The sequence below is a fragment of the Flavobacterium sp. ACAM 123 genome, from assembly GCF_000264055.1.
Classification (GTDB): domain Bacteria; phylum Bacteroidota; class Bacteroidia; order Flavobacteriales; family Flavobacteriaceae; genus Flavobacterium.
Window position 1 is genome coordinate 13,595 of record NZ_AJXL01000026.1, and the last position, 26,452, is coordinate 40,046.

The window sequence follows — 26,452 nt, forward strand, 5'->3', positions numbered from 1 at the left end:
CCAAGCTAACAAATACACTTTTGATTGCAATTCAAAGATAATTTATTATACTTTCGTATAATGATTTTACTGCGAAAAATACTCTTCCCGTTTGCTATTCTATATGGTTTGATAGCGGGTATTCGGAATTTTCTGTTTGATCGCGGCATTTTAAAATCCTATACTTTTCAGGTTCCTATTATTGCTGTAGGAAACCTCAATGTGGGTGGTACCGGTAAAACGCCACAAATTGAATATTTAATTCGGTTGCTGTCTGAGAACTATAATGTGGCTACGTTAAGTCGAGGATATAAGCGGAGCTCGGAAGGTTTCCTATTGGCTGATGCTACCTCAAATGCTGAAATGCTGGGGGATGAGCCGTTTCAATTCTATACGAAATTCAAGAACATTCAAGTGGCTGTTGATGCTAATCGGAAGAATGGGATTGAACAGCTGCTTTCGCAAACGCAAAAGCCAGAGGTTATATTACTTGATGATGCGTATCAACATCGGAAAGTAAAAGCTGGTTTTTATATTTTACTTAGTTCTTATGGAGAGTTGTATTGTGATGATTTCATGTTGCCTACAGGGAACTTAAGAGAAAGTAGAAGCGGGGTAAAAAGAGCCAACGTTATTATAGTTACAAAATGCCCATCAAACCTTTCAGTAGCGGAACAAAATAACATCAAAAACAAATTGCAAATTACGGAAAACCAAGGGTTATATTTTAGCAATATTGAGTACGATGAATTTATTTATTCGGAAAAAGGAGTACGAAAAGTAAAGGACATTGCAAGTACTGATAAATTACTTGTAGCAGGTATAGCAAAACCAGCATCTTTTTTTGCATATTTACAAACTGCAAATGATGTATGTATGGATTTTCGGGATCATCATCATTTTAGCGAAAAAGATATTTTAGATATTAAAAATAAATCTAAAAATAAGATTATTATTACCACTGAGAAGGATTATGTACGATTGATAGGAAGAATACCCGGCGATCAGCTTTTTTATTTACCAATAAAAAGTCAGTTTCTCAGAGGAGATGAGCAATTTAATAAAACAATTATGAATTATGTGGGAACAAGTACAAGAGACGGTAAGTTATATCAATAAAATAAACAATTTCAATCCTGAATACGGGGTGATTTTAGGATCTGGATTAGGTAGTTTTACTCAGGATATTCAAATAGAATTTACGCTGCCGTATAATGAAATACCTAACTTTCCTGTTTCCACGGTTCAGGGTCATAAAGGGGCTTTAGTTTTTGGGACTATTGGAGATAAAAAGGTAGTCGCTATGCAGGGTCGTTTTCATTTCTATGAAGGGTATTCTATGAAGGAAGTTACTTTTCCAGTGCGTGTATTGAAATATTTGGGAGTTAAAAAACTAATAGTTTCAAATGCATCAGGTGGAGTAAATTCCAATTATAAAATTGGAGAAATTGTCATCATAAAAGATCACATTAACTTCACACCAGAGCATCCGTTGCGTGGTTTGAATGATGAGCGTTTTGGCCCACGATTTGTAAATATGAGCGAGCCATATTCAAGAAAGATGATTGTAAAAGCTAAAGAACTTGCTTTGCTATTAAATATCGAAGTAAAAGATGGTATTTATTTAGGATTACAAGGACCTAGTTTTGAGACGCTGGCAGAGTATAAAATGGTTAAAATTCTTGGTGCTGATTGCGTAGGAATGTCTACTGTGCCGGAAGTTATTGTTGCGCGGCATATGGATTTAGAAACTTTTGGAATTTCTGTAATCACAGACATAGGAGACGAAGATAACATTGATACCATCTCCCATGACGAGGTCTTGGAGGCTGCTCAAAAAGCAGAGCCAAATGTAAGAGCTTTAATTAAAGAGTTGATTTTGAAGTACTAATATCCTTTAGGCTTTGGGCGATGATATCATAAAAATCTTCAGGAACGAACGGTTTTGTGATAACATCATTCATTCCAAAGGATAGTAACAAGTCTCTGTTTTCATATAAAGAAATCGCTGTTAAAGCTATGATAGGGGTATTGCTATCAAATTCCCTGATGCGTTGTGTGGCAATAGTTCCGTTTATTCCGGGTAGATGAACATCCATTAGAATTAAGTCGAAACTCTGACTTTTTGCAACTTCAATTGCATCTTCACCATTGCCGATCACTTTACAAGAAACTCCCTTGTTCTCAAGCATTTTCTTAGTGATCATTTGGTTTATTTTATTATCCTCAACCAGTAATATATTACGGCCTTTTAAAATCGATTTATTATGAGTTAGGGGTTTCTTCTCAATTGGAACTTGATTTTCATTTACTTTAAATTCTAATTCAAATGAGAATTTAGAGCCTTTCGCTACTGTACTTTCGAGGTTGATTTGCCCACCCATAAGCTTTATTAATTTTTTCACAATGGTCAGGCCTAAACCGGTTCCTCCATATTTCCGGTTTATTTCCACTGATCCTTGTGAAAAACTTTCAAAAACCGTTGCTAATTTATCTTTAGGAATACCTATGCCTGTGTCAATTATTGCAAAAGATAGGATTGCGTTCCCATCTTGCAAGGAGACTAATTTGGTTATTGTGGCAACATTTCCATCCTTGGTGAATTTTAATGCATTGTTAACAAGATTCATGAAAATTTGAGACAACTTTGTTGGATCTCCCATCAAATTATCGGGTATGTTTGGGTCAATTTCTAATACAAAGCTATTGTTGTTTTTTGTGGCGATCTCTTTTAAGGAGTTCTGAATGTTTTCCAATAACTCTTTGAGGTTGAAATTGATGTTTTCGACTTCCACCTTGTTGGACTCTATCTTATTTATTTCTAGAATTTCGTTAATAAAAGTGGTTAGATAATTTCCAGAAAATTTGAGTGAAGAGAGATAATGCAGCTGCGATTTTTTAGGGTTTTCTTCCAGTAACAAATGAGTTATCCCATTAATTGCGTTCAAAGGAGTTCTCAATTCATGACTCACGGTTGATAGAAAGTCAGCCCTTGCCTGTGAAGCTTTTTCTACTTTTTCCTTTGCTATAATTAACTCGTTGTTTTTCTCATGTAATAATAAATTGGATTTATTTCTATTGATGTTGTTTTTATATAAAGACAAACTCAAGAGAGATAAAATGGAGATTAATGCAAGTGCCAGTATGTTAATAAGCTTAGAGAATTTATTGTTTCTTTCTTTCTCAATATTTTGTAGCTTGGATTTTTCTATTTTTTTTAATCGTTGAGCTTCCTTGAAATTATCATAATCATCAATGCCAAGTTTTTCATTGTTTGCAATCTCGATACTTTGTTTTAAATTCAGATGCTGTTGCAAAAAGGAGTAAGCAGTGCTTCTTTCCAAAATACTATCGTAAACGGAACTTAGTGCCAAAAAAATATTCGATTTTTGCTTCAGATTTTTATTTTTAGCATTCAAGGCCAAAGCCTTATTATAATAGTTTAACGCTAAATTGTATCTGTTGTTTATCTCTTCAATAAGACCAATTTGATATAATGCCTCTGCTTTAGTATCTAAGGAAGTTAGACTGTCCGATTTTGATATCACCATATTAAAGCAATATGATGCGGCATTGTAATTGCCGTTGGCTTTGTAGATTATACCCTTTTGAAGGTTGATTAAATCAGCGTCGGGATCTATATTTAATGCTTTATAAATAGCCAATGCTTTATTAAGAGATGCTTCCGCAGCTTTGTAATTTTTTTTTCCTGTATTGGAAAGGCTGAGATAATAATAGCTGTTGGCAGTTTGGGGTGTAGGTTTTAAATTTTCGAATAAAGAAATACTTTCGGTAAAACTTTCTCTTGCATCGTTGTATTTATCAAGTTCGTAATAAATTTTACCTAAATTATAATATTGGATGGCTTGGTCTTCGGTTTTACCATTTTTGTCGCAATAATTTATTGCTTTCTGAGTAAAATGCAGCGCATCTTTATATTTATCTGTCGAAATATTAGAATTTGCCAGGTTGGTATAATAGACAATGCTATCACTACTCTCTTTTTTTTGGGAGTAGAGAAGTGAAGTAATAAAAAACACAAAAACCAAAAGGTATCTCATTTGTTGTTTATTTATCTCAGCAGGTTTATTTTACTGTCAACAGAATTAAATCTATTATTCTTGATGAATATCCTATTTCGTTGTCATACCATCCCACCACTTTAACCATTTTATCGATTACGGAAGTCAGTTGTGCATCAAATACACACGAATTTCTGTTTCCAATAATGTCCACTGAAACTATTGGGTCTTCTGTGTAATCTAAAATACCTTTCAAATTATGTTGGGCAGCGTATTTAAAGGCTTCATTTATTTCATTTATTGTAACGGCGCGCTTTACATTGAATGTAATGTCCGTTAACGATCCGTCAGGAACGGGTACACGAATACCACAACCGCCTATTTTGCCATCTAATATAGGGAAAATTTTCGTTAATGCTTTAGCTGCTCCGGTAGTAGTTGGAACAATAGACTGGCTCGCCCCTCGTGCCCTACGTAGATCTTTATGTGGTTGATCGTGGAGGCTTTGGTCTGTCGTATACGAGTGAATCGTAGTGATATACGCTTCTTTGATACCGCATAAGTCGTCAATTACCTTCATCATAGGTGCTGCATTATTCGTTGTGCAGCTGGCATTAGAAATAATAGTTTCTGAACCGTCCAGTATATGATCGTTTACGCCTATAACAACAGTCTTTATATTGTCTACCTCAGAAGGAGCTGATAGGATCACTTTCTTGGCTCCTGCTACTACATGCGCATTCAACTCTTCAAAAGTTTTGTATTTTCCAGTAGCCTCGATTACATAATCGATGCTTAGATTTCTCCAAGGTAAATTTAAAATTTCTCTCTCATGAAAAAATAGAAAATGTTCCTCTTCTACAAGAATTCCTTTCTCATCTGCGCTTACCTTGTAAGGTAAAACACCGTGAATACTATCGTATTTTAATAAATGGGCCATTGTTTTTTTATCGGCTAGATCATTTATGGCAACGACTTCAATTGTAGGGTGGTTTAAAAGTAATCGAAATAGATTCCGACCAATTCTTCCAAAACCATTAATGGCAATTTTTGTTTTCAATATTTTTGTTTAAACGTTTAGGTATTTAATCGTTTAAACAAATAAGCGATTAACTTTATTAACTTTTTTATAAAATGTGTTTCGCCGCTTTATAGGAGGAACGAACTAGTGGACCACTTTCTACGTGGCGGAATCCTAATTCCAATCCGTATTTTTCATAGATGGCAAATTGATCCGGTGTGATAAATTCTTTTACCGGTAAATGTTTTTTACTAGGCTGCAGGTATTGACCTATTGTTACCACATCTACATTTACATCACGCAGGTCTCTCATTGTTTGGAAAACTTCTTCTTCTTTTTCTCCAAGACCAAGCATAATTCCGGATTTTGTTCTATTGATTCCCTTTTCTTTCAAGTATCTTAAAACTTCTAAGCTACGGTCATATTTTGCTTGAATACGTACTTCACGAGTTAGCCTGCGCACTGTTTCCATATTATGGGAAACTACTTCAGGGTTAGCTTCGATGATACGGTCTATGTTTCTTTCGATGCCTTGAAAATCAGGAATTAAGGTTTCCAGAGTTGTGTTTGGATTCATTCTGCGAATTGCTTTTACGGTTTCTATCCAAATAATTGAACCTCCATCTTTCAGATCGTCTCTATCCACACTGGTAATTACAGCATGTTTGATATTCATTATTTTTATAGAACGCCCTACTTTTTCAGGTTCGTCCCAATCTACAGTTTCGGGTCTTCCGGTTTTTACACCACAAAAACCACAAGAACGCGTACAGGTGTTTCCTAAAATCATAAAAGTAGCAGTGCCTTCTCCCCAGCATTCGCCCATATTTGGACAGCTTCCTGACGCGCAAATTGTATTCAAACTATATTTGTCCACTAAGCTACGAAGTTCCGTGTATTTTTTTCCTATCGGTAGTTTTACCTTCAACCATTTTGGTTTTGCAACAGGTAAAGTATTTTCTAAAACAGTTTCCATAAATCATTTTTCAGATTACAAAGATAAGCAATGTTGATTTAAAATAGGGTGTTTCTATCATCAAGCTTCAGGATGTATTTGTTAAGAAAATACAGCAGCGCTTTTCTAACGGTTTTAAATACTATGAGGTTCACTGCATGGGCAACAATTGGTGTTTTGTAGCTTTTGTCCAGGGCAACGAAGGTGCTTTTTTAATTGATTAAAAATCCATTTGAAAACGCAGGGCTTCCTAACGATATGAGTAAGTGAGTTTGTATAATGGCACTATTTTTTAGATTTTAAATTCCGTTTTCTTTATAAAAACAAAGCAGAATCCTTAGATTCTGCTTCGCTGTTTTATTTTAATTCATTTGAACGATAATGGGCAAGTGGTAAGAGGTACGTACTGCCATGGAGCCTATCATACCGGGAATCCATTTTGTTTTTATAGATTTTAACACTCGAACTGCTTCATTACCTAGTCCGTAACCTGGATCATTTTTTACTTTTATTTCGGTCATACTGCCGTCTTTTTCAACTACAAAAGAAACATAAATGCGGATGCTTCTTTCTCCACTTATTTCAGAGCTTTCAAAATTTTTCCCAATGTAACCGTAGAATTTAGCAATTCCTCCAGGGAATTCAGGAAGGTTGTCTAAGAGTGCACTTGTTACAACTGTGTTGCCGTAATTAGCGAGTACCGGTGTTGGACTTCCTGCTCCTTGCGATGTAGCGAGATTTGTGCCATTAGCTATTACCCTATCATCGCTATCAGGTTTTGCAGTTGAAATTTCGATGTTTGTTGCAATATCAGTAGTAGCTTGTGACGCTGCTACAACTGTAAGATTTTTAATTTTTTTTTGTGCAATGATGACTGCCGATTTTTGCTCGATTACCTTAGATAAAACTGGTTTTTCAATCTTTTTAATTTCATTAGGGAAAATTTTAGTCACTGTAATAATTTGATCCATACTGTCAGCAAGTAGTGCAGGTGTGGTTTTTACAGGACTAATCAGACTTAAAATTCCTGGAATGCTTAGAAGTGAAGCGCATAATAGCAAACCCATAAAAAGTGCAAATAAAGAAGTTTTAGCACTCTCTTGACGCAATTGATATGCCCCGTACTCTTTGTTTTTGTTCTCGAAAACTAGATTCATCCAGTTGGCTTCGTAAAGGCTTAGTTTTGACATAATTCATGGATTTAAGGTTAAGTATCAGTTAAATCATAAGCCTATGCTATTTTAAGTAACAACGTAAATAACAAGAAATTTAGTATGTCTGGTATCGATTATTTTTGCGGGGAAATCGGATGAGCAAAAAAAGGAATGGGTTGGGGATGTTCTTTCGGATAATCGAATCCGAATGTTAATTATCGCTTGTCTCGAATAATTTCCGCCAATAATTTTTTAGCGCGAAGGAGTTTAATTTTGACGTTGCTCAAAGGTTCATCAATTTTATTGGCAATTTGCTGGTAGCTCATTTCTTGGAAATAACGCAATTGGATTACTTCTTGGTAATGGGGTTTCAGCTCTTTTATGAAGCGCAAGAGCTGAGAAAGATTTTGTTCTGTTATCAGTTCATCTTCTTTGGAAGGGGTAGTGTCAGCAATATTATATGCTTTTTGGTCTTCCTTGTCTGTAATCTCTACAAAGAGACTGGATTTTTTTTTGCGTAGCAAGTCAATATGTACATTTTTGGCAATACTGATTAGCCAAGTGTTAAACTGGAATTCAGGATTATACATTGCAATCTTATCAAAAGCTTTTGAAAACGTTTCTATAGCAATATCTTCAGCACTGGCCTCATTTTCGGTCCGTTTCAACATGAAGCCATACACTTCATTCCAATAGTGATTCAATAAAAAGGTAAAGGCCGCTTGATCGCCTTTTTTTGCTTTTTCGATTTGATTATTTATTTCCACTGTACCGGTTTTGAGAAAGTATTCAATATAAAGATATTGATTTGTGTGAATATAAGTATTAATTCAACAATAGGAAACCAATATTTTAAATCATTCTCCTTTAATTTACCTGCTGAAAAAGCAACAATAATCCAAACAGCTGTGTATCTGGCAACAATTAAACCCAATACTAAGATCCACCTAAATTGAAATGATAACAAGATAATAGGCAGTACAAGAAATAATAATTGGGAACAATAGAAAAGTCCTAATTGTACTTTATCTAAGGTGTTATAATAGTTTGCCGTGGCAACATGTCTTCTTTTTTGGATAAGCCAATCTTTGTATTTATTTTTTGGTTTAGAATACGTGAAGCTTTCTGGAGTATAAGCAATAGTGGTGTTTTTTGCTGTTGCAGCTTCGTTAATAAATAAATCGTCATCTCCAGAGCGTACTTGAATGTGATTTATAAACCCGTTTACATTAAAAAACTCTTCTTTTTTGTAGGCTAAATTTCTACCTACGCCCATGTAAGGGTGTCCTGCTTTTGCCCAAGAGAAATATTGTATTGCAGTGAGTAAAGTCTCAAAACGAATTAATTTGTTAAGAAAAGAGTTGGCTATTTTTTCGTATCCTCCATATCCCAAAACAATGGTTTTCTGCATGGTAAATTGAGAACTCATCGCTGTTATCCATTCTTTTGAAGTAGGGTAACAATCGGCATCAGTAAATAATAAATAGTCGTTTTTGGCAGATTTTATTCCTAAGGTCAATGCGTATTTTTTATTACCCCAAAAGGCCTCGTTATTTTTGACTTTTACCAAGCGGACATTGGGGTATTTTTTTTCAAATCCCTCAAAGATATCCAACGTAGCATCGCTTGAGGCATCATCGATTAAGACAATTTCGAAATCGGGATAGTTTTGTTCAGCAAGAAGCGGAATAAAGTCGACCACGTTTTCCTCCTCGTTTTTGGCACAGACAATAACTGATATTGACAGTTTTTTTGGTGTTACTTTTTGTGCTTTTGCGAAAGCAAACCTCCCGAAAATTCCTAAATAATAAGAAAGCTGAATCGCAACGACAACAATAAAAAAGTAAAGAATTATTATAAGCATTTGAGTTTTATATGTTATTAAATCGAGCGCAAAGGTATGATAGAAGTAGTGATTATAAATTATAAATTATTGAATTTTTAAAATATAAACGAAGGCATATTTTCGTCTCATTTGCTAGTACGAGGGATTTATTATTCTTAGTATCTTTTGATTCGGAGATGATATTCTGGTAATTTTTATCATCTCGATTTTGATATAATTTTTTTGTCTCTCGGATTTCAGAAGTTTCAATTTAAAACGCTACAATTCCAAGAGTTGTATCACGGTTTTAGAGATAGACCTTCTACTCGAATGAATCTTAGATTTTGCTCCATATTTATCGCCTAGTCTTTTAGAGATGCTATAACAGTTCGTCCTTTGATAATTTTAATTCTGCTATAAAGTTGTACTGCTATATAATTCCAAGTAAGTACGTTTTTCATGTTTGTATCATGAGGTCAAAATATAGAAATGTAGACCGAAAAAAACGAGTAATATTTGATCGTTTTTGGAGAAACTTTTCCATTGGAGGCTTTCTTTTGACGAGATGTTGATGCAAAATAGTTCTTCCGTCATTGTCAATGTCCAGTTATAACGGGATGTGGATTGCCAGTAGTTTACGTCCGTCTGATTGATAAGGTTGCCAAAACTATTTGCTTGTAAAAAAGCGTGAATTTCATTTTGATTTCCGTTTTTGCAACGGTTTGGAACAGATACAGATTGATTTACTACGTTAGATTAGTTATCGTAGACTTAGGAATCAAAATCATTACCTAGCAGTGAGGATTTAAATTACATTTACTTCGGCTTCAATGTGGATGCCAAAGGTTTTAAAAATAGTTTCTTGAATATTTTTTGATACGTTTAGAATTTCCTGTCCTGTTGCATTTCCATAGTTCACTAAAACCAAGGCTTGATTTTCATGGATTCCTGCGTCGCCAAAGCGTTTTCCTTTAAAACCAGCCTGCTCTATCAGCCACCCTGCAGGTACTTTTACTTCAGTTTCTGAGACATTATAGTATTTCATTTCGGGAAATTGCTGATGTATTTTTTCGAAATCAGTTTTTAAAAGGATTGGATTTTTAAAAAAGCTACCGCTGTTGCCCAGTTTTTTAGGGTCGGGCAATTTACTTTTTCGAATGGCAATAACAGCATTACTTACTTCTTTTAGAGTAGGATTTACGATATTATACTTTGCTAATTCGTTCGTGATATCACCGTAAGCAGTATTGATATTATGGTTTCGTTTTGTTAGTTTGAATAACACTGAAGTGATTATGTATTGGTTTTTTACTTCGTTTTTGAAGGTGCTTTCCCGGTATCCAAAATGGCATTCTTCTTTGAGGAATGTTTTTAATTCTTGATTTACGGTGTTTAGAGCTTCACAGGAGACAAAAGTATCTTTTATTTCCGTTCCATATGCCCCGATATTTTGTACTGGAGTGGATCCTACATTGCCTGGAATTAGCGACATGTTTTCCAGTCCGCCAAAACCTTGGTCTATAGTCCAAAGTACAAATTCGTGCCAGTCTTCACCAGCTTGGCTTTCGACCCAAACATAATCTTCATTTTCAGCACTAATTTTTTTTCCTTTTAAATCAATGTGAATTACCAAGGCGTCAATATCTTTAGTTAACAGCATATTGCTACCACCTCCAAGTATAAATGTGTTCTCTGATTTGTTTTGTTCTAAAATGGTTGTCAATTCAGCGATGCTATGCACTGCTACAAATTGTTTTGCTTTAGCTTCAATGCCAAAAGTATTATATTTTTTTAAAGAAAAATTAGATTGTATTTCCATGAAAGAAAGGACTTTTAAGTAATGAATTCCCAGTCCAAAAGTAAGAATTAAAATTTATTTTTATCGCTTTTCATTCAGATATGCATCATAAATAATGGCATAATATAAGTTTTCGTTTTATTGTCTACTTTTTATAAATGATCCCCAATGGTAAATATAAATCTCTATTAATTTTACAAATAGCTAATTTACTGTACTACTGTTAATTAATTCGTGGTATTTGTTAGCGATTATTTTCATGTTGACTTTGTAATCGACATTGTCTTCTATAAATTTTCGGTTGTTTAATACGGATTTCTTCCTGTAGGTCTCGTTGTCGAAAGCCCACATTAATTCTTCGGCAAGCATTTCAGAATCGTCTAAGGAGATTAATTGGCCGTTTTTGCGGTGGGTAATCCAGCTTTGATTTCCGGCGATGTTTGTAACAATGGGATAACAATTAGAGGCCATCGCTTCAAATAGTGATGCCGATACTCCCTCGGTAATGGGCATGCTGATGTAAATATTCGCTTCCTGTAGTAATTTGGGTAATTCCGTATTTGGAATTCGTCCCGTAAAAACAACTTTGTCCTCGATATTCAGTTTTTTCACTAAATCTTTTAAGTTTTGAAGCTGTGGTCCATCACCAACAATGGTGAGAACGAAATTAATTCCTTTTTTGTGTAAAAGGCCAAAAGATTTTACAATAACATCATGACGGTATTCAGGCAATAAGGAGCGGGTAACAATCGCACCTATTTTTACAAGACTTGCTGTGTTTTTGTTCTCAAACTTTAATAAGTCAATCCCTTTTGGCAAGACTAGAACTTTGTTCATATCTACATCGGCTTCCTTCATGGAAACAGTCATTACTGGTCCCCAAGCATGAATTAGAGTTGCTTTTTTGAAGGCGTAATTTTGTATTATTTTTTTTAATGGTAATAAAAGAGATCTTTCTGGCCATAAATCAGTTCTGCCCTGTTGTGCAATCACGACTGGCTTTACCCCAGATAAGGCGGCAAGAAATCCATAACTTGTTGTTCTTTCGGCAATGACTATATCTGGTTGGTGCAGCTGTATTAAGTTCTTAATTTTAAATAATGCAAATTTGAACTCCAAAAGACGCAGTATTCTGTTGCAAAAAGTAGTACTTGGTGTTTTTAACTCCCAGCTGATTATTTCAAAATCACCAAATTCTTTGAGACCTTTAGTCCAAGTTAGGGCGTCAGCTCTATAAGATTCGCCAAGAAAAAGTATTTTTCTTTTTTTCATCGAATTAATTAAATTTCTTCAGCGGCGAGTGCCCGGTTGATAAATTCATTCAAAGGTTTTAAGAGGATGAGCTTTTTACTCACTTTTAAAACAAAATCTTTTTGGAGGATTTCCGAGATGTCGAATTTCACACTGGTTTCAAAACTTTTCAGTTTTAAGAGTTCAATTGCAGGGTGTTCTTTGTCATATCCTCTAGGAGGATTTTTAAGGACGCTTTTTTCATTTCGATCAAAATCTCCAAATTCCTTTTTGAAATTCTTTTCGTTTAGAATCACATCTAAATCATCATGAAAATAGGCTATCTCTTTACGAACTTTTTTCAAGTCATCTGGCATTGGCGCATAGAAACCGCCAGCAATAAAACTAGATTCTTTTTCGATATGAACATAATAGCCAGCACGACTCTGTCCTTTTGTACCTGATGAAAGCCAAACCCCGATGTGTGATTTGTAAGGAGATTTATCTTTTGAAAATCGAATGTCGCGATTGATCCTAAAAGTGCAGTTTTTGACTTCGAGCAATTCTAGAGTGGGGTCCAAAGGTTTCATGACATCAAGAAAGTGGGCAACTAATTGATGGTAGTCTTTTTTGAAAAGCTCATAGTTCTTTTTATGGTCTGAAAACCAATCTCTGTTGTTATTCGCTCGTAAATCTTCTAGGAATTGTAGTGAATCTTTTGAAAGCATGCTGTGGCTATTGTAATTATTTTCTTTAATCTATTTCAGTATGTAACACTATATCTTCACTTTACTTCTTTATTTTTGTGTGGTAGAGAAGTAGGAAGTTAGCTCCCTTTAATATGTAATGGACCTTATTGTATTATCGGCATTGCAATCAATAATAGGCCACCTTCATTATAACTCGCATTTTTGTCAGGTAAGAATCTATTTTATTTATGAGAGGCACACCATGATGGATTGTAATCTAGGAGTGCTTTTTATCTTACTATAGTAATTCATAGAATTCCTTTCTTACGCATACTTATAATTTATTCTGTTGGTTTATTGAGCTCTGCAGCGCTCCAACTAATAAAGCCACCTTCTAATTCATAGATGTTTTTGAAACCCAATTCCTCAAGCTTTTCGGTTGCTTTTTTACTTCTGGCGCCGCTCTTGCAATAGACAAAAATCGGTTTTGTCTTGTCTAATTTTTCTGCGTCCGAAACAAAATGGTCTCCAAGCCAATTTACATTTGTAGCGTCGTCAATGTGTCCTTCCATAAATTCTTCAGGAGTACGTACATCTATTATTTGTGGGTTTTGGGTTGTGTTTATAGTCTCAGCAAAAGCTTTTGCTTCAATCATTTTTATATTTTTTGAGGCTTGTCCGTTGCATGATAAGATGAATAACGAAAACAATAAGAAGAATATAGAGCGAAATTTCATTATTATTTGTTTTAAAAATTGAATAAGCTAAATTAAGTAAAATAGGAGTGTTTGAGATTTTTAAATCATAAAATAATCACTCTATAAGTTAAATATTTTATAGGATTGATGTGTCGATTTTACAATTGCTTCGGTACGTTCCGGATGCGTGTCTGAAATGAATAGCTGTCCAAAAGTGTCACTGTTTACCATTTCTATTATTTTTGCTACCCGACTTTCATCTAGCTTGTCGAAGATGTCATCAAACAATAAAATGGGTTTGACACCGCTTTGTTTTTTTAGAAATTCAAATTGTGCCAACTTTAAAGCAATCAGGAAAGACTTTTGTTGTCCTTGGGAACCAAATTTTTTAATGGGGTGATCGTCAATTTCAAATGACAAATCGTCTTTGTGTGTGCCGACACTGGTGTAATGCAGCGCTCTGTCTTTATTAATGTTTTCTTGTAATAGCGCTAGTAGATTATTTTCGAATAAATGACTTTCGTAAACCAATTGAACCGTTTCTTGCGATCCGGTTATGGCATGGTGGTGGGTGTTAAAAATAGGAATGAATTGGGATATAAATTCTTTTCTTTTTTCGAATATGTGTTTTCCATAGCTCTCAAGTTGTTCGTTATACACGGAAAGGGTATCGTTTTCAAAAACGCGGTTCAAAGCAAAATATTTTAGTAAGGCATTACGTTGATTAAGTACTTTTTGGTACTGTATGAGGTGTTGCAAGTATTGAGAATCCAGCTGAGAGATGACGCTATCCATAAATTTCCTTCTGGTTTCACTGCCCTCTACAATCAAATCTCGGTCTGCTGGCGAAATGATGACCAAGGGAATAAAACCAACATGGTCTGAGAATTTGTCGTAGGCTTTACCGTTGCGTTTTAATACTTTTTTTTGACCTTTCTTTAAACTGCACACCACTTGTTCGTTTCTCTCATTTTTGATAAACTCGGCGTCAATGACAAAAAACTCTTCGCCATGCTTGATATTTTGAACGGCTAATGGATTGAAATAACTCTTGCCGTACGATAAATGATAAATCGCATCTAAGACATTTGTTTTTCCGATACCGTTCTTACCTACAAAACAAATTATTTTTCCGTCAAATTCAAAATTTGCTTCTGAAAAATTTTTGTAATTGAATAGTGAAATTTTTTTTAAATACATGTTTAGGGCTTGCTGGTATCGAGGAGTTTGTTCTTTTGGAGTGACTTTTTTAAAGTGGGTGCAAATTATTGAAAAATATTGATAAAAAGCTCTTTTGAGTCTTTTCTATGCTAAATATTTTATGAGACTGTTTTATAGTAGCCATGTAAAACATTTTTTTTTTGGATTTAAACATAATATCCTATTTTTTATGCGTCGGTTTGAATAAAAATTTTATTTTTGCGGTTCACTAAATTAAATTTAAATGGCTACTTACAGTAAAAGAGGATATAAAGCACCAAAAGAAAGAGCAGTAGAAGAGACAGTTGGAGGCGCAAACAGCGATGAAAAAGACAGCACAACTGCAGGTGTTTTTACATCTTTGGACGATACGGCTTCAAAAACAGAAGCTTTTGTTGCTAAAAACCAGAATTACATCATCGGTTTTGTGGGAGCGGTTGCTTTAGTAACTATTGGTTATTTAGTGTATCAAAAACTTATTGCTGAGCCAAGACAATTGGAAGCTGCAAACGAAATGTTTGTGGCACAACAAAACTTTCAACAAGCTACAGATGGTGTTGCGAGTGATTCGTTATATAAATTATCTTTAAACGGTTCTGAAGGTAAATTTGGATTTGTTAAAATTGCAGAGGAGTATTCTGGTACCGATGCAGGCAATTTAGCTAATTATTATGCTGGAATGGCATACTTAAACACCGGTAAATATACAGAGGCGATTGATTATTTAAGCGAATTTAAATCGGAAGACATTGTTTTAGGTGGTTTGGCTGCTGGCGCGATTGGAGATGCTTATGCAGAAGACAATAAGCCAGAAGAAGCATTGAAAAATTACGTTAAAGCCGCTGGGACAAATAAAAATGATTTTATTACGCCACGTTTCTTGCTAAAAGCTGGTAAGACAGCCTTGGCTTTAGGCAAAAAAGAGGATGCACTTAAATACTTCACCGATATTAAAGACAATTACGATGCGTCTCCAGAAGCTGCATCAGTTGATGTTTTGATTGGTTTAGCTCAATAGTAAAAACGATTTAAGATTCTTGTTTAAGACTGCAGGTTTTTGATTTCAAAATTCTATCTTTAGTTAGTTAAATCGAAAAGTTAATTTTTAAAACGATATCAAATGGCAACCATAAATAAAAATTTATCCGTTTATGATAAAAACAGTGTTCCAAAAGCGAAAAACTTTCGTTTTGGAGTAGTCGTTGCTGAATGGAACGAAGCTATAACTGAAGGGTTATATAATGGAGCAGAACAAGCATTTTTGGAAAACAAGGTTCCCGCTGAACATATTATTAGGTGGAATGTTCCTGGCAGTTTCGAACTTATCTACGGATGTAAAAAAATGCTGCAAACTCAAAACGTAGATGCTGTAATAGCTATAGGTTGTGTGGTTCAGGGCGAAACTAAACATTTTGATTTTGTTTGTGAAGGTGTTGCTCAGGGGATAAAAGATTTGAATGTTCAAACTGATATTCCTGTTATTTTTTGTGTTCTTACGGATAATACCATGCAACAATCAATTGATCGTAGTGGTGGAATTCATGGCAACAAAGGAACAGAAGCTGCAATAGCGGCTATCAAAATGGCTTTTATTCGTCAACAGGCTTCGTTAACACATCAAAAAGGAAATCAAAATTTATTGCCCACAGGTCCCTTGCGCATAGACAAAGGGACGCCTTTAGAGTTAAAGGAATAAAACAATAAATTATTATTATATGACCTATACTGTTTAGTTAATAGTATAGGTTTTTTTGTTTTATTTATGACGGGCTATGTCATAAAGCCCAGCATAAAATCAGTAAATTTGTGCACTTTGGTTTTGTAAAAAAAAAGTAAAATACTAAATAAATATTTTTTAATGTCGAGTATCATTCAATTGCTTCCTGATCATGTCGCCAACCAAATTGCTGCTGGAGAAGTTGTCCAAAGACCTGCCTCTGTTGTCAAAGAATTGCTTGAAAATGCGGTTGATGCAAGGGCAAGTGATATCAAATTGATTATAAAAGATGCAGGGAAAGCATTAGTTCAAGTTATTGATAATGGTTTAGGAATGGGAGTTACTGATGCGCGATTGTGTTTTGAGCGTCATGCGACATCAAAAATACGTCAGGCTGAGGATTTATTCTCTTTGAACACTAAAGGGTTTCGCGGCGAGGCATTAGCCTCCATTGCAGCGATTGCGCATGTGGAGATGAAAACCAAACAAGACGCGGAAGAGTTAGGGACCCAAATTGTTGTCGAAGGTAGTAAGTTTGTTTCTCAAGAAGTAGCGGTGCTGCCTAAAGGGACTTCATTTGCGGTCAAAAACTTATTTTTCAATATTCCTGCGCGCCGTAACTTTTTAAAGTCTGATACGGTTGAATACCGTCATATTATCGATGAGTTTCAGCGTGTCGCATTAGCGCACCCAAATATCTATTTTACCTTTTTTCACAACGGAAGCGAAATGTTCAATTTGCCTCCTTCAACGATGAGGCAGCGAATTGTCAATATTTTTTCAGGTAAAACCAATGAAAAGCTGGTTCCGGTTCAAGAAGAGACCGAAATTGTGACAATTCAAGGTTTTGTCAGTAAGCCTGAATTTGCTAAAAAAAATAGAGGAGAACAGTTTTTCTTTGTCAATGATCGATTCATTAAAAGTGGTTATTTACACCATGCGATAACAGCTGCCTACGACGGCCTTTTGAAGGATGGGACGCAACCCAGTTATTTTTTATATTTAACGGTGCCGCCTAATACGATTGATATCAATATACATCCCACTAAAACAGAGATTAAGTTTGATGATGAGCATGCTTTGTATGCTATTTTAAGAGCTTCTATTAAACACAGTTTAGGACAGTTTAATGTGGCACCAGTATTGGATTTCGATAGAGATTCTAATTTGGATACGCCATACCATTACAAGGATTTAGAGGGTGCTACACCTACGATACAAGTAGATGGTAGTTTCAACCCTTTTTCGGACGATAAAATAAATAAACATTATTCGGGTTCAGCGTATAAGAAACCGGAGGCAACAGCAAGTTGGGAAAGTCTTTATGTTGGCTTAAAACAAGAAGGGGATTTCATTTCTGGCAGTACTGATTTTTCATTTGAAAGTGAAGAAGTTACCGGTTCTTTGTTTAATGACGAGGACGTAGAACAGACTGTTAAAAATGCGTATCAAATTCATAAAAAATACATCGTTTCTCCTATAAAATCAGGAATGGTTATTGTGGATCAGCAACGGGCACATCAAAGAGTGTTGTACGAGCAGTTCTTGACTAATATGACTGTAAAGCAGGCATCAAGTCAGCAATTATTATTTCCTTTGGATCTGTTTTTTTCGGCGACAGAGATGGAGCTTATCCAAGATTTAAAACTTTCATTGGTAAATACTGGTTTTGTGTTTGAAGAGACCAGCGCTGATCATGTTGTTATTTCCGGAATTCCGGTAAATGTAACTGAAAGTGAGGTTTCTTTGGTTTTAGAACAACTACTGAGTGACTTGCACGACGGAATTCCCGATAGCAGTTTTAGTCAAAATGATACGATTGCAAAATCTATGGCCAAAAGTTTAGCTGTAAAAACAGGAACTGCTTTAACAATAAAAGAACAGGAGAATTTAGTGAACGGTCTTTTTGCCTGTAAAGACCCCAATGTTTCCCCTTTTCAAAAACCAACTTTCATCACGATGCGCGTGGAGGATTTAGACAAAAAATTTGCACTATGAGAAATGTAACCGAAACGGTAAAACAATTAATTATAATTAATGTTCTTTTTTTATTGGAACTTTAATCGTTGGAGATTCTGCTTACAAAATGTTAGCTATGTTTTTTCCCGAAAATAATGGCTTTCAATTATGGCAGCCTATCTCGCATATGTTCATGCACGGCGGGTACATGCATATTTTTTTCAATATGTTTGCTTTGTATTCCTTTGGGTCTGCTTTAGAAAGTTTTTGGGGAAGTAAAAAGTTTTTGTTCTTTTATATTTCTTGCGGTTTAGGTGCTGCGTTGTTGCACACAGGAATTAATTATTATTATTTTATTGATGGTATAAATACCCTAGGTGCCAGTGGTTTTCCAAAGTCAGAGATTCTTCAGATTTTAAATGAAGGAAAAATAAACACACAATGGAAAGAACTATTGACTGCTTCGCAATATCAAAGTTTTATTAGTGCCTATATGGGAACCGTGGTAGGTGCTTCTGGTGCCATTTATGGTGTGATTGTCGCGTTTGCGTTTATGTTTCCCAATGCTGAATTGGCTTTGCTATTTATTCCTGTGCCTATAAAAGCAAAATACTTTGTACCTGGTTTAGTTTTAGTAGATTTGTATTTAGGTGTCTCGGGACAATCTATTTTCGGTGGTGGGGGTATTGCTCATTTTGCTCATGTGGGTGGGGCTTTATTTGGTTTTTTGATTATGTGGTATTGGAAAAAAAATCAGTTTAATGATAACAGATGGGACTAAAAAGTTTCTTCGCGAATGTATATATTTCATAAAAAACCTAAAGAGAAAGAATGAATATTTTAGATGACTTAAAAATGCAGTATAAGTTAGGCGGTGTAGCCCATAGATTGATCTATTGGAATGTTGCCTGCTTTCTCGTTTCGTTGGTCTTTTTCTACGAGTTTAATGCAGGATCATTTTATTTCCCTAATTGGCTTGCTTTGTCAACAGAATCTGCTGGTTTTGGATTAAAGCCATGGACGTTTATAACGTATTCATTTTTTCATGATGGGTTTTGGCATTTACTTTTTAATATGATGGTCTTAAATTTTGCCAGTTCTCTGTTTTTAACATTTTTTACACAAAAACAATTATTAGGTCTGTATGTTTTTAGTTGCCATTTTCGCCGGTGTGGCTTTTGTCACAGGGTATTATATTCTAAATTTAAGCGCTTCTATTGTTGGTGCATCTGCGGCGATTATGGGTATCTTAGTGGCTGTTACGACTTATCAGCCTTTAATGAATGTTCGTCTCTTACTGATAGGGAATATTAAGTTATGGCATATTACAGCGGTTATCTTAATTTTGGATTTGATGCAATTTCGTTTGGATAATACAGGTGGACATATTTCTCATTTAGCGGGAGCCGTTTTTGGTTTTGTTTTTATTCAATTACTTCAAAAGGGAATCGATTTGAGTCAAATAGTAACGGGAGTAGTTACCTTTTTTACTAACATGGTCAAAAAATCACCAGCGACACCATTCAAAACAGTACACAAAAATTATGGAAAACCAGTAGAAAAAAGGAGTTCCAAAATCATTACAAAGGACAAGACGCAGCAGCAAATTGATGAAATATTGGATAAAATTAGTCAATCAGGATATGACAGTTTGACAAAGGAAGAAAAAGAATTTTTGTTTAAAACTGGAAAATAATCCTTTTACTGCACACATTGCAGAAATAGAGTAAGGAGATACGTGTTAGTAGCGTATGGATACAATTAATTGAAAGAGTAAAAACATGAAAAACCTTTCCTGGTTCAATAAAGCGATGTATATTTTAAACATTGTTCTTATTATGGTCACTTTTATCGCTTATATCTTGCCTTTTTTGGCTCCAAAAATATTCCCTATTTTATCTGTTTTAACCCTTTTTATGCCAGTTTTTTTTATATTGAACGGCTTATTTTTTGTGTATTGGGGGTTTCAATTTAAAAAGCGCATGATTTTATCGGGTTTAGTGCTTTTAATTGGGATCACATTTATCAATAAGTTTTATAAGTTTTCTGCAAAGGAGTATCCGCCAGATGACAAGAACTTTACTGTCATGAGTTATAATGTCCGTTTGTTTAATTTGTTTCAGTGGTTAGACAAGGCAGATGTCCCAGGAGATATTCTGGAGTTTATAAACGAAAAAAACCCTGATATTTTATGTATTCAGGAGTTTTCTTCTTCCGCCGTTATTGATTTGAAAGTGTACCGCTATAAATATATTTTAATGCAGGGGAACAAAATAAAAACGGGGCAGGCAATTTTTTCTAAATTTCCTATAATAAACCAAGGAGACATTATATTTCCTAATTCTAATAACAATGTCATTTATGCTGATATAAAAAAAGGAAAGGATATCATTAGGGTTTATAACATGCATTTACAATCGATTAAAATTTCGCCAGATGTAAATGAAATATCTGAAAATATCGATGTGATCAATAAAGATAAGTCCCAAATGATTCTTATTAGAATCAGTAAGGCTTTTAAGCAGCAACAGCAGCAAGCTGAGATATTCAAAAGGCACGAAATGCAATGTGAGTATCCAATTATAATATGTGGTGATATGAACAACAGTGCGTTCTCCTATGTTTATAGAAGTATAAAAGGAACGTTAACAGATAGTTTTGAAGAAGCGGGGAAGGGGTTTGGGGCGACTTATAAATTCAAGTATTATCCCACGAGAATCGATTATATATTTGCAGATGAAAAAATGACGGTGAAAATGTTTGAAAGTTTTCCTGAATTCGAAAATTCTGATCATTATCCTATTATGGCCCAGATGTCATTAGAATAGGTTGGCAGCCGCTTTTATCTCGTTGTTAATTTTTGGTTTTTCAGATAATCCAAAGTAAATTTTCCTTCATTGAAGAGTAAGTCAAGAATGCTTAGGTTGTTGATGAATCTATGTTTATCATCAAATACTTGAGTATATTTTTCAAAAGAGGAAGGATCTTTTTTTCCATCTGCGAGATACCTGCAATCTAAAATTAAACTAGAGTCAACTGCAGGAATATATTCAGTACTGATGCTATAGTCGAATTTCAGACGTAAACATTTAGAGATAATTTCTAAGGTCTCAAAATTTAAATCCAATAGAAACTTGTGCTTTTTTTCAAAGAAAGGACGGATGTCGTCATCAAAAAACTCAAAAAACGGTGATCCTCTGTACGCCGTCTCAAGCGATTTGTAATGTTGTTTCTGCCAGTCAAAATTAGTGTCGACCAGAATATCTTTGGTACTTTGATAGTTGGCTTTTGAATGCTTAACAGGAATGTTTAGTAACTGAAGTCCATTAGGACTGTAGATATAAGTGCGGTTTCGGTTGGTTTGTTTTTGAAAATTATCCTCTAATTCAAATGTAATAACGTCTGATTGCGACATAGCAACAAAATGGCTTATTGAGGGGAAATAGGTAGGGTGGAGGAGTGTATTCATAGTTTTGTTTTTTGTTTCAGGTTAAAAATTGGTGTGTAACTCATAACCTGAAACTTTAAACTAGATGTTTTTTTTATCTTTTCTTTTTTTCCAAAAATACTCTCCAACAAAAAATAATGCCAATGCAATTAAGAAGTACTGAAAGTAGGATTGTGGTTGCCCTTCGCCGTTAACGGTGGTGAAAACTCTATCCCATCGGATTTTATTAAAGCCTTTTCCATTAGTATCCCAACTTAACCAGATAAACACTGGTTTCCCCACAATATGATTTTCTGGTACAAATCCCCAGTAACGGCTGTCTTCAGAATTATGACGGTTATCACCCATCATCCAATAGTAATTTTGTTTGAATGTATAGCTATTTATAACTTCTCCATTAAGTCTTATTTCATTACCTGTGACTTTAAGATCGTTTTTGTCTCCGCTATCACTTAGTTCATAGTCAGTGATGATTCTTTTATAAAAAGGCAAAGTTTCCGCGTTAAGTGCGACTGTTTTTCCTTGTTGCGGAATGTAGATTGGGCCGAAATTATCACGGTTCCATGCGTTGATTTGAGGAAAAATCCCTTGTTCTGGCGACTTACTAATTTGTTGAATGACTGCGGTCACTCCGGGTACATTTCGCAATCTATCGGCTCCTTTAGCTGTCAGAGCTCTGAAAAGTAAAGTATCCTGTAGGTTACTTTTATATCCAATACCATCGGTAACGTCCATGTCTCTTAATAAATATTCGAAATCGATAGGTGTTTTACCGTCTAAGACCACAGAGTAGGAAAATTGAGGTTTTGCTCGTTCAGGTAATTGCAGCACTTTTCCATCAATATAAATATTACCATCTTTTATTGACAAATTGTCTCCAGGAACTCCTACACATCTTTTTACATAGTTTGATTTCTTATCGATTGGTTTGATTACACCCGGTCTTCCTTTCGCCTCAAAAAAGAAATGCACGGTATCTACAGGCCAATTAAAAACGACAATATCAGAACGTTTAATGTCTTCTATGCCGGGTAGCCTTAAGTAAGGTATTTGCGGCCATTTTAGATAAGATTTCGTTTTAACGAAAGGGATGGAGTCATGGACCATTGGTAAGGCAACGGCAGTCATAGGGACTCTGGCGCCATAATTGACTTTGCTGACAAACAAAAAATCACCAATCAATAAAGATTTTTCTAACGAGGATGTTGGAATAGTATACGGTTGCACAAAGTAAGTGTGTACTAACGTCGCCACAATAATGGCAAACAATAAGGAACTTACGGTATCCGCAGTTTTATTTTGAGGATGGATACTTCTGTCAATAACATAGTCTAATTTTTGGGTGTAATTGATGTAATAGATGTAGAGTCCAAAGGTAATTATTCCTAAAAAAGTATCTAAGCTTGATTTTTTCCCAAAACTTCTCAATGTTTCTATCCAAATTACTGGAAACATGATCAGATTTATAATTGGTATAAAAAGGAGTAAAGTCCACCAAGTTGGGCGACCAATAATCTTCATCAGTACAATAGCATTGTAAACTGGAATTGCTGCCTCCCAACTTTTTCTGCCAGCTGCTTGATAGAGTTTCCAAGTTCCTAAAAAGTGGACTATTTGTACAAGTAGGAAAAACACAAACCATTGATATATAGACATAGCTTAATTTTTTAGTTTTATATAACGGGAATTTTAAGAACTTTTCCCTAAAAGTTTATTTGATTTATTTTAATTCTAAAACGTCTTTCATTGTAAAAATTCCCTGCTTACCAACAATCCATTCGGCTGCAATTACTGCGCCAAGAGCAAAGCCTTCACGGCTGTGTGCAGTATGTTTGATCTCAATGCTGTCAACAGCTGAATTGTAAGATACTGTGTGTGTTCCGGGCACAGTTGCAATTCTTTTTGCTTCAATATGAATTTGATTAGCTTCGGGTGCCTCTAAAGTCCAATTCGTGTAACTACTGTTTTCAATTATTCCTTTAGCGAGTGAAATGGCAGTGCCACTTGGAGCATCTAGTTTTTGAGTATGGTGAATTTCTTCCATTTCAATATTGTAATAGTCCAGTTTAGCCATCATCTTAGCCAGATATTCATTGAGCTCAAAGAATATATTAACGCCTAAACTAAAGTTTGAACTGGATATGAAAGCGCCGTTTTTTGCTGTGCAAAGCGCTACCATCTCATCATACTGTTCTAACCAACCTGTTGTCCCGGAAATGACAGGCACATTAGCAAGAAAACAATTAGAAATATTGGGCACCGCTGCGGTAGGTACACTAAAGTCTATGGCAACATCAGCATTTGAGAGTCCCTCATAAGAGTTGTTCTCGTCTTTCTTCAAAACAATCTCATGACCTCTTTCTTGTGCAATTCTTTCAATTACCTGACCCATTTTTCCGTATCCTAAAAGCGCAATTTTCATTTGGTATTTATTTATAAATTAAAAATTCACAACTAAACGAATAGTCTCGTTTAGTTTTTAAAAATTATAATTAAGGGTTAGACCCACATTTGTCTTTAATGTTACATTATTAGGATAAATCACAGGTCGTACTGATAGGTTTTCGTCAACGTTAAACTGCTGAAGCGCGGCATCTACGTTAGCATCAATAATATTTAAAGCATAAAATGCTACAACAAATAATGCCGATAAATCGCGGTTTCGTTGATAAAATTTTTGTCCGGCTATTAGTCTGGAATTATCAAGGAAGGAGAGATCATCGTCAGTATAACCTTCAAGCCTGCGCTTATAAGCGTTTCTGTATTGATGGTATTTATTATTGTTGTCCAAGTAGAAATAAAGACTTGTCCCAATGGCGCCATAAACAAGAGGGATTTTCCAGTATTTTTTATTGTATGCCTGTCCTAAACCGGGTAAAACAGCAGAATAGAAAGCTGCTTTGGCAGGGGTAAGCGGATCGATATCGTTGGACTTTATCGTGTCCTTAGCAACAAGAACCGTATCCGTTTTTACCTGCCCAAAAAGAGTGGTGTGTCCCATGATAAAAAAGAACATTCCTATGTAAAGAATTTTATTCACTATCCTTTTATTAATTCCATGATTCTATTGAAGTCTTCCTCTGATTGAAATGGAATTGTGATCTTTCCTTTCCCATTTCCGGCTACTTTTACATCTACTTTGCTTCCAAAATAATTGGTAAAAGCTCTTTTTTGAGTTTCTTCAATTGCAAATGCTGACGAGGATTTTACTTTTGTTGCCAGTTTCGGTTTTAAACTTTCCTGATAGTGTTTTACTAAAGCTTCCGTTTCGCGAACGGATAGATTTTGACTTACTATTTTTTGGTAAATATCTGTTTGAATGTCTAAATCTTCTACGTTTATGATAGCGCGACCATGCCCCATGCTGATAAAACCATCACGGATTCCTGTTTGAATGATTGGATCCAGTTTTAAAAGACGCAAATAATTGGCAATGGTAGATCGTTTCTTTCCTACTCGTTCGCTCATCTGTTCCTGCGTCAATTGGATTTCATCGATTAATCTCTGGTAGGATAGTGCAATTTCTATGGGATCTAAATCATGACGTTGAATGTTTTCAACCAGAGCCATAGTTAAGGAATCATTATCATTTGCGATACGGATGTAAGCTGGAACGGTCGTTAATCCTATTAAGGTAGAAGCGCGTAAACGGCGTTCCCCTGAAATCAACTGGTACTTATTGAAGTCTAGTTTCCTAACAGTAATCGGTTGTATTACTCCTAATTCTTTTATGGAAGAGGCAAGCTCTTTTAATGATTCTTCATTAAAATTGCTTCTGGGCTGAAACGGATTTATCTCAATAGCATCGATTTCGAGCTCAATAATATTACCAACAACTTTATCGGCATTTTTATCGTTTACTGATTTAATATCGTTTTCCGGATCTTTTAATAATGCAGATAATCCTCTACCTAAGGCTTGTTTTTTTATTGCTTTTGCCATAAAACTATTTGCTGTTTTTCTTTATAACTTCCTGCGCTAAATGTAAATAATTTGCAGCCCCTTTGCTGGTTGCATCATAGTTGATGATGCTTTCGCCAAAACTAGGCGCTTCACTCAACTTTACATTTCTTTGAATAATAGTGTCAAAAACCATATCGTTAAAATGCTTTTGTACCTCTTCAACAACTTGATTTGATAATCGCAGTCGGGAGTCAAACATGGTTAATAATAATCCTTCAATATCTAAATCTGGATTGTGAATTTTTTGAATACTTTTAATTGTATTCAGTAGTTTACCCAAACCCTCCAGCGCAAAATACTCACATTGAATAGGTATTATTACGGAGTCTGCAGCTGTTAATGCATTCAAAGTAAGTAGCCCAAGTGAGGGAGCACAATCAATAATAATAAAATCGTAGTCGTCTTTTACACTCTGTAATGCTTTCTTTAGCATGTACTCCCTGTTTTCTTTGTCGACTAATTCAATTTCGATAGCAACAAGGTCAATATGTGATGGAATTACATCGACATTGGGCGCTGAGCATTTTATGATTGCCTCTCTTGGTGTGTTGCTATGTTCTAGAATTTGATAGGTTCCAATTTCAACATTGTCAACATCGATTCCTAATCCTGAACTCGCATTAGCTTGTGGATCAGCATCTATAAGCAAGACTTTTTTTTCTAAAACACCTAAGGAAGCAGCAAGGTTTACGGATGTTGTAGTTTTGCCAACTCCTCCTTTTTGATTAGCAATTGCAATGATTTTGCCCATTTACTTTATAAATTTTGAACCGTAAAAATACAATTTATTATGG

General features: G+C 35.1%; 27 protein-coding genes and 1 pseudogene. 9 read left to right on the top strand and 19 right to left on the bottom strand.

Features of this window, described 5'->3' with window-relative positions; genetic code table 11:
• The first annotated feature begins 60 nt into the window (after positions 1-60).
• Both lpxK and A3SG_RS0106605 read left to right on the top strand, forming a co-directional pair.
• The gene (lpxK, locus tag A3SG_RS0106600; protein WP_016989238.1) at positions 61-1,098 is read left to right on the top strand and encodes a tetraacyldisaccharide 4'-kinase; all 1,038 of its coding nucleotides are present in this window, start codon (positions 61-63) and stop codon (positions 1,096-1,098) included.
• Positions 1,058-1,870, top strand: coding sequence for a purine-nucleoside phosphorylase (locus A3SG_RS0106605; protein WP_016989239.1), 813 nt, complete (start codon positions 1,058-1,060; stop codon positions 1,868-1,870). Before lpxK ends, A3SG_RS0106605 begins: the two co-directional genes overlap by 41 nt.
• On the opposite strand, the gene A3SG_RS0106610 is transcribed toward A3SG_RS0106605, so the two are convergent.
• From A3SG_RS0106610 to recF, 13 genes are all read right to left on the bottom strand, one after another.
• Positions 1,845-4,040 carry an ATP-binding protein gene (locus tag A3SG_RS0106610; RefSeq protein ID WP_016989240.1) on the bottom strand — a complete coding sequence of 732 codons (2,196 nt, stop codon included), beginning with the start codon at positions 4,038-4,040 and terminating at the stop codon, positions 1,845-1,847. The two genes, A3SG_RS0106605 and A3SG_RS0106610, sit on opposite strands and share 26 nt — an antisense overlap.
• 25 nt (positions 4,041-4,065) lie before the next feature.
• Positions 4,066-5,061 (bottom strand): type I glyceraldehyde-3-phosphate dehydrogenase, encoded by a 996-nt coding sequence (gap, locus tag A3SG_RS0106615; RefSeq protein WP_016989241.1) that lies wholly within the window; start codon positions 5,059-5,061, stop codon positions 4,066-4,068.
• A gap of 67 nt (positions 5,062-5,128) precedes the next feature.
• On the bottom strand, positions 5,129-5,998 hold the full coding sequence (gene lipA / locus A3SG_RS0106620) for a lipoyl synthase (protein WP_016989242.1): 870 nt from the start codon (positions 5,996-5,998) through the stop codon (positions 5,129-5,131).
• A gap of 341 nt (positions 5,999-6,339) precedes the next feature.
• Entirely contained in the window at positions 6,340-7,167 is an 828-nt protein-coding gene (locus A3SG_RS0106625) for an energy transducer TonB (RefSeq protein ID WP_016989243.1), read from the bottom strand.
• A gap of 179 nt (positions 7,168-7,346) precedes the next feature.
• Positions 7,347-7,898 (bottom strand): RNA polymerase sigma factor, encoded by a 552-nt coding sequence (locus A3SG_RS0106630; protein ID WP_016989244.1) that lies wholly within the window; start codon positions 7,896-7,898, stop codon positions 7,347-7,349.
• On the bottom strand, positions 7,889-8,995 hold the full coding sequence (locus A3SG_RS0106635) for a glycosyltransferase (protein ID WP_016989245.1): 1,107 nt from the start codon (positions 8,993-8,995) through the stop codon (positions 7,889-7,891). Before A3SG_RS0106635 ends, A3SG_RS0106630 begins: the two co-directional genes overlap by 10 nt.
• A gap of 323 nt (positions 8,996-9,318) precedes the next feature.
• Entirely contained in the window at positions 9,319-9,417 is a 99-nt protein-coding gene (locus A3SG_RS23075) for a hypothetical protein (protein ID WP_232226288.1), read from the bottom strand.
• Positions 9,418-9,424: 7 nt separating this feature from the next.
• Positions 9,425-9,649: a hypothetical protein gene (locus tag A3SG_RS23080; RefSeq protein ID WP_410500989.1), complete on the bottom strand. Its 225-nt coding sequence runs from the start codon at positions 9,647-9,649 to the stop codon at positions 9,425-9,427.
• A gap of 112 nt (positions 9,650-9,761) precedes the next feature.
• Positions 9,762-10,775 (bottom strand): UDP-N-acetylmuramate dehydrogenase, encoded by a 1,014-nt coding sequence (gene murB / locus A3SG_RS0106640; RefSeq protein ID WP_016989246.1) that lies wholly within the window; start codon positions 10,773-10,775, stop codon positions 9,762-9,764.
• Between the two features lie 183 nt (positions 10,776-10,958).
• Complete coding sequence (locus tag A3SG_RS0106645) at positions 10,959-12,026, bottom strand: glycosyltransferase (protein ID WP_016989247.1); 1,068 nt, start codon at positions 12,024-12,026, stop codon at positions 10,959-10,961.
• A gap of 8 nt (positions 12,027-12,034) precedes the next feature.
• A complete protein-coding gene (locus A3SG_RS0106650) occupies positions 12,035-12,712 on the bottom strand; it encodes a DUF2461 domain-containing protein (RefSeq protein WP_016989248.1) in 678 nt (225 codons plus the stop codon).
• 302 nt (positions 12,713-13,014) lie between these two features.
• Entirely contained in the window at positions 13,015-13,329 is a 315-nt protein-coding gene (locus tag A3SG_RS0106655; protein WP_232226290.1) for a rhodanese-like domain-containing protein, read from the bottom strand.
• Between the two features lie 162 nt (positions 13,330-13,491).
• Positions 13,492-14,571: a DNA replication/repair protein RecF gene (gene recF / locus A3SG_RS0106660; protein ID WP_016989250.1), complete on the bottom strand. Its 1,080-nt coding sequence runs from the start codon at positions 14,569-14,571 to the stop codon at positions 13,492-13,494.
• Positions 14,572-14,815: 244 nt separating this feature from the next.
• Here recF and A3SG_RS0106665 point away from each other — a divergent pair, with 244 nt between their 5' ends.
• The 7 genes and pseudogenes from A3SG_RS0106665 to A3SG_RS0106690 all read left to right on the top strand — a co-directional run bounded on the left by A3SG_RS0106665 (position 14,816) and on the right by A3SG_RS0106690 (position 21,075).
• Positions 14,816-15,589: a tetratricopeptide repeat protein gene (locus A3SG_RS0106665; protein WP_016989251.1), complete on the top strand. Its 774-nt coding sequence runs from the start codon at positions 14,816-14,818 to the stop codon at positions 15,587-15,589.
• Positions 15,590-15,691: 102 nt separating this feature from the next.
• The gene (ribH, locus tag A3SG_RS0106670; protein WP_016989252.1) at positions 15,692-16,267 is read left to right on the top strand and encodes a 6,7-dimethyl-8-ribityllumazine synthase; all 576 of its coding nucleotides are present in this window, start codon (positions 15,692-15,694) and stop codon (positions 16,265-16,267) included.
• Positions 16,268-16,429: 162 nt separating this feature from the next.
• Positions 16,430-18,286 carry a DNA mismatch repair endonuclease MutL gene (gene mutL / locus A3SG_RS0106675; RefSeq protein ID WP_016989253.1) on the top strand — a complete coding sequence of 619 codons (1,857 nt, stop codon included), beginning with the start codon at positions 16,430-16,432 and terminating at the stop codon, positions 18,284-18,286.
• A gap of 97 nt (positions 18,287-18,383) precedes the next feature.
• Positions 18,384-19,028 (top strand): rhomboid family intramembrane serine protease, encoded by a 645-nt coding sequence (locus tag A3SG_RS19265; RefSeq protein WP_316945200.1) that lies wholly within the window; start codon positions 18,384-18,386, stop codon positions 19,026-19,028.
• Between the two features lie 293 nt (positions 19,029-19,321).
• A pseudogene (locus A3SG_RS23085) lies at positions 19,322-19,625 on the top strand (rhomboid family intramembrane serine protease); the annotation flags it as partial.
• 117 nt (positions 19,626-19,742) lie between these two features.
• The gene (locus tag A3SG_RS22925) at positions 19,743-19,943 is read left to right on the top strand and encodes a DUF6576 domain-containing protein (RefSeq protein ID WP_316945201.1); all 201 of its coding nucleotides are present in this window, start codon (positions 19,743-19,745) and stop codon (positions 19,941-19,943) included.
• 85 nt (positions 19,944-20,028) lie between these two features.
• On the top strand, positions 20,029-21,075 hold the full coding sequence (locus A3SG_RS0106690) for an endonuclease/exonuclease/phosphatase family protein (RefSeq protein WP_016989256.1): 1,047 nt from the start codon (positions 20,029-20,031) through the stop codon (positions 21,073-21,075).
• A gap of 14 nt (positions 21,076-21,089) precedes the next feature.
• Here the strand turns inward: A3SG_RS0106690 and A3SG_RS0106695 are convergent, their stop codons facing one another.
• From A3SG_RS0106695 to A3SG_RS0106720, 6 genes are all read right to left on the bottom strand, one after another.
• Positions 21,090-21,716: a WbqC family protein gene (locus A3SG_RS0106695; protein ID WP_029596652.1), complete on the bottom strand. Its 627-nt coding sequence runs from the start codon at positions 21,714-21,716 to the stop codon at positions 21,090-21,092.
• A 60-nt stretch (positions 21,717-21,776) separates the two neighbouring features.
• Positions 21,777-23,351, bottom strand: coding sequence for a signal peptidase I (gene lepB, locus A3SG_RS0106700; protein ID WP_016989258.1), 1,575 nt, complete (start codon positions 23,349-23,351; stop codon positions 21,777-21,779).
• A 64-nt stretch (positions 23,352-23,415) separates the two neighbouring features.
• Positions 23,416-24,117, bottom strand: a complete 702-nt coding sequence (dapB, locus tag A3SG_RS0106705) for a 4-hydroxy-tetrahydrodipicolinate reductase (protein ID WP_016989259.1) — start codon at positions 24,115-24,117, stop codon at positions 23,416-23,418.
• A 57-nt stretch (positions 24,118-24,174) separates the two neighbouring features.
• Positions 24,175-24,735 (bottom strand): DUF5683 domain-containing protein, encoded by a 561-nt coding sequence (locus A3SG_RS0106710; protein WP_029596653.1) that lies wholly within the window; start codon positions 24,733-24,735, stop codon positions 24,175-24,177.
• Entirely contained in the window at positions 24,735-25,637 is a 903-nt protein-coding gene (locus A3SG_RS0106715) for a ParB/RepB/Spo0J family partition protein (protein ID WP_016989261.1), read from the bottom strand. The genes A3SG_RS0106710 and A3SG_RS0106715 overlap by 1 nt, the downstream gene beginning before the upstream one ends.
• Before the next feature lie 4 nt (positions 25,638-25,641).
• Positions 25,642-26,409, bottom strand: a complete 768-nt coding sequence (locus tag A3SG_RS0106720) for a ParA family protein (RefSeq protein ID WP_016989262.1) — start codon at positions 26,407-26,409, stop codon at positions 25,642-25,644.
• Positions 26,410-26,452: the final 43 nt, after the last annotated feature.

What these genes read in the sequence shown, in the direction of transcription:
- lpxK (WP_016989238.1), top strand. Translation starts at nt 61, where the DNA reads ATGATTTTACTGCGAAAAATACTCTTCCCGTTTGCTATTCTATATGGT.
- A3SG_RS0106605 (WP_016989239.1), top strand. Translation starts at nt 1,058, where the DNA reads ATGTGGGAACAAGTACAAGAGACGGTAAGTTATATCAATAAAATAAAC.
- A3SG_RS0106610 (WP_016989240.1), bottom strand. Translation starts at nt 4,040, where the DNA reads ATGAGATACCTTTTGGTTTTTGTGTTTTTTATTACTTCACTTCTCTAC.
- lipA (WP_016989242.1), bottom strand. Translation starts at nt 5,998, where the DNA reads ATGGAAACTGTTTTAGAAAATACTTTACCTGTTGCAAAACCAAAATGG.
- A3SG_RS0106625 (WP_016989243.1), bottom strand. Translation starts at nt 7,167, where the DNA reads ATGTCAAAACTAAGCCTTTACGAAGCCAACTGGATGAATCTAGTTTTC.
- A3SG_RS0106635 (WP_016989245.1), bottom strand. Translation starts at nt 8,995, where the DNA reads ATGCTTATAATAATTCTTTACTTTTTTATTGTTGTCGTTGCGATTCAG.
- A3SG_RS23075 (WP_232226288.1), bottom strand. Translation starts at nt 9,417, where the DNA reads ATGAAAAACGTACTTACTTGGAATTATATAGCAGTACAACTTTATAGC.
- murB (WP_016989246.1), bottom strand. Translation starts at nt 10,775, where the DNA reads ATGGAAATACAATCTAATTTTTCTTTAAAAAAATATAATACTTTTGGC.
- A3SG_RS0106645 (WP_016989247.1), bottom strand. Translation starts at nt 12,026, where the DNA reads ATGAAAAAAAGAAAAATACTTTTTCTTGGCGAATCTTATAGAGCTGAC.
- A3SG_RS0106650 (WP_016989248.1), bottom strand. Translation starts at nt 12,712, where the DNA reads ATGCTTTCAAAAGATTCACTACAATTCCTAGAAGATTTACGAGCGAAT.
- A3SG_RS0106655 (WP_232226290.1), bottom strand. Translation starts at nt 13,329, where the DNA reads ATGATTGAAGCAAAAGCTTTTGCTGAGACTATAAACACAACCCAAAAC.
- recF (WP_016989250.1), bottom strand. Translation starts at nt 14,571, where the DNA reads ATGTATTTAAAAAAAATTTCACTATTCAATTACAAAAATTTTTCAGAA.
- A3SG_RS0106665 (WP_016989251.1), top strand. Translation starts at nt 14,816, where the DNA reads ATGGCTACTTACAGTAAAAGAGGATATAAAGCACCAAAAGAAAGAGCA.
- ribH (WP_016989252.1), top strand. Translation starts at nt 15,692, where the DNA reads ATGGCAACCATAAATAAAAATTTATCCGTTTATGATAAAAACAGTGTT.
- mutL (WP_016989253.1), top strand. Translation starts at nt 16,430, where the DNA reads ATGTCGAGTATCATTCAATTGCTTCCTGATCATGTCGCCAACCAAATT.
- A3SG_RS19265 (WP_316945200.1), top strand. Translation starts at nt 18,384, where the DNA reads ATGTTTTTTCCCGAAAATAATGGCTTTCAATTATGGCAGCCTATCTCG.
- A3SG_RS22925 (WP_316945201.1), top strand. Translation starts at nt 19,743, where the DNA reads ATGGTCAAAAAATCACCAGCGACACCATTCAAAACAGTACACAAAAAT.
- A3SG_RS0106690 (WP_016989256.1), top strand. Translation starts at nt 20,029, where the DNA reads ATGAAAAACCTTTCCTGGTTCAATAAAGCGATGTATATTTTAAACATT.
- A3SG_RS0106695 (WP_029596652.1), bottom strand. Translation starts at nt 21,716, where the DNA reads ATGAATACACTCCTCCACCCTACCTATTTCCCCTCAATAAGCCATTTT.
- lepB (WP_016989258.1), bottom strand. Translation starts at nt 23,351, where the DNA reads ATGTCTATATATCAATGGTTTGTGTTTTTCCTACTTGTACAAATAGTC.
- dapB (WP_016989259.1), bottom strand. Translation starts at nt 24,117, where the DNA reads ATGAAAATTGCGCTTTTAGGATACGGAAAAATGGGTCAGGTAATTGAA.
- A3SG_RS0106715 (WP_016989261.1), bottom strand. Translation starts at nt 25,637, where the DNA reads ATGGCAAAAGCAATAAAAAAACAAGCCTTAGGTAGAGGATTATCTGCA.
- A3SG_RS0106720 (WP_016989262.1), bottom strand. Translation starts at nt 26,409, where the DNA reads ATGGGCAAAATCATTGCAATTGCTAATCAAAAAGGAGGAGTTGGCAAA.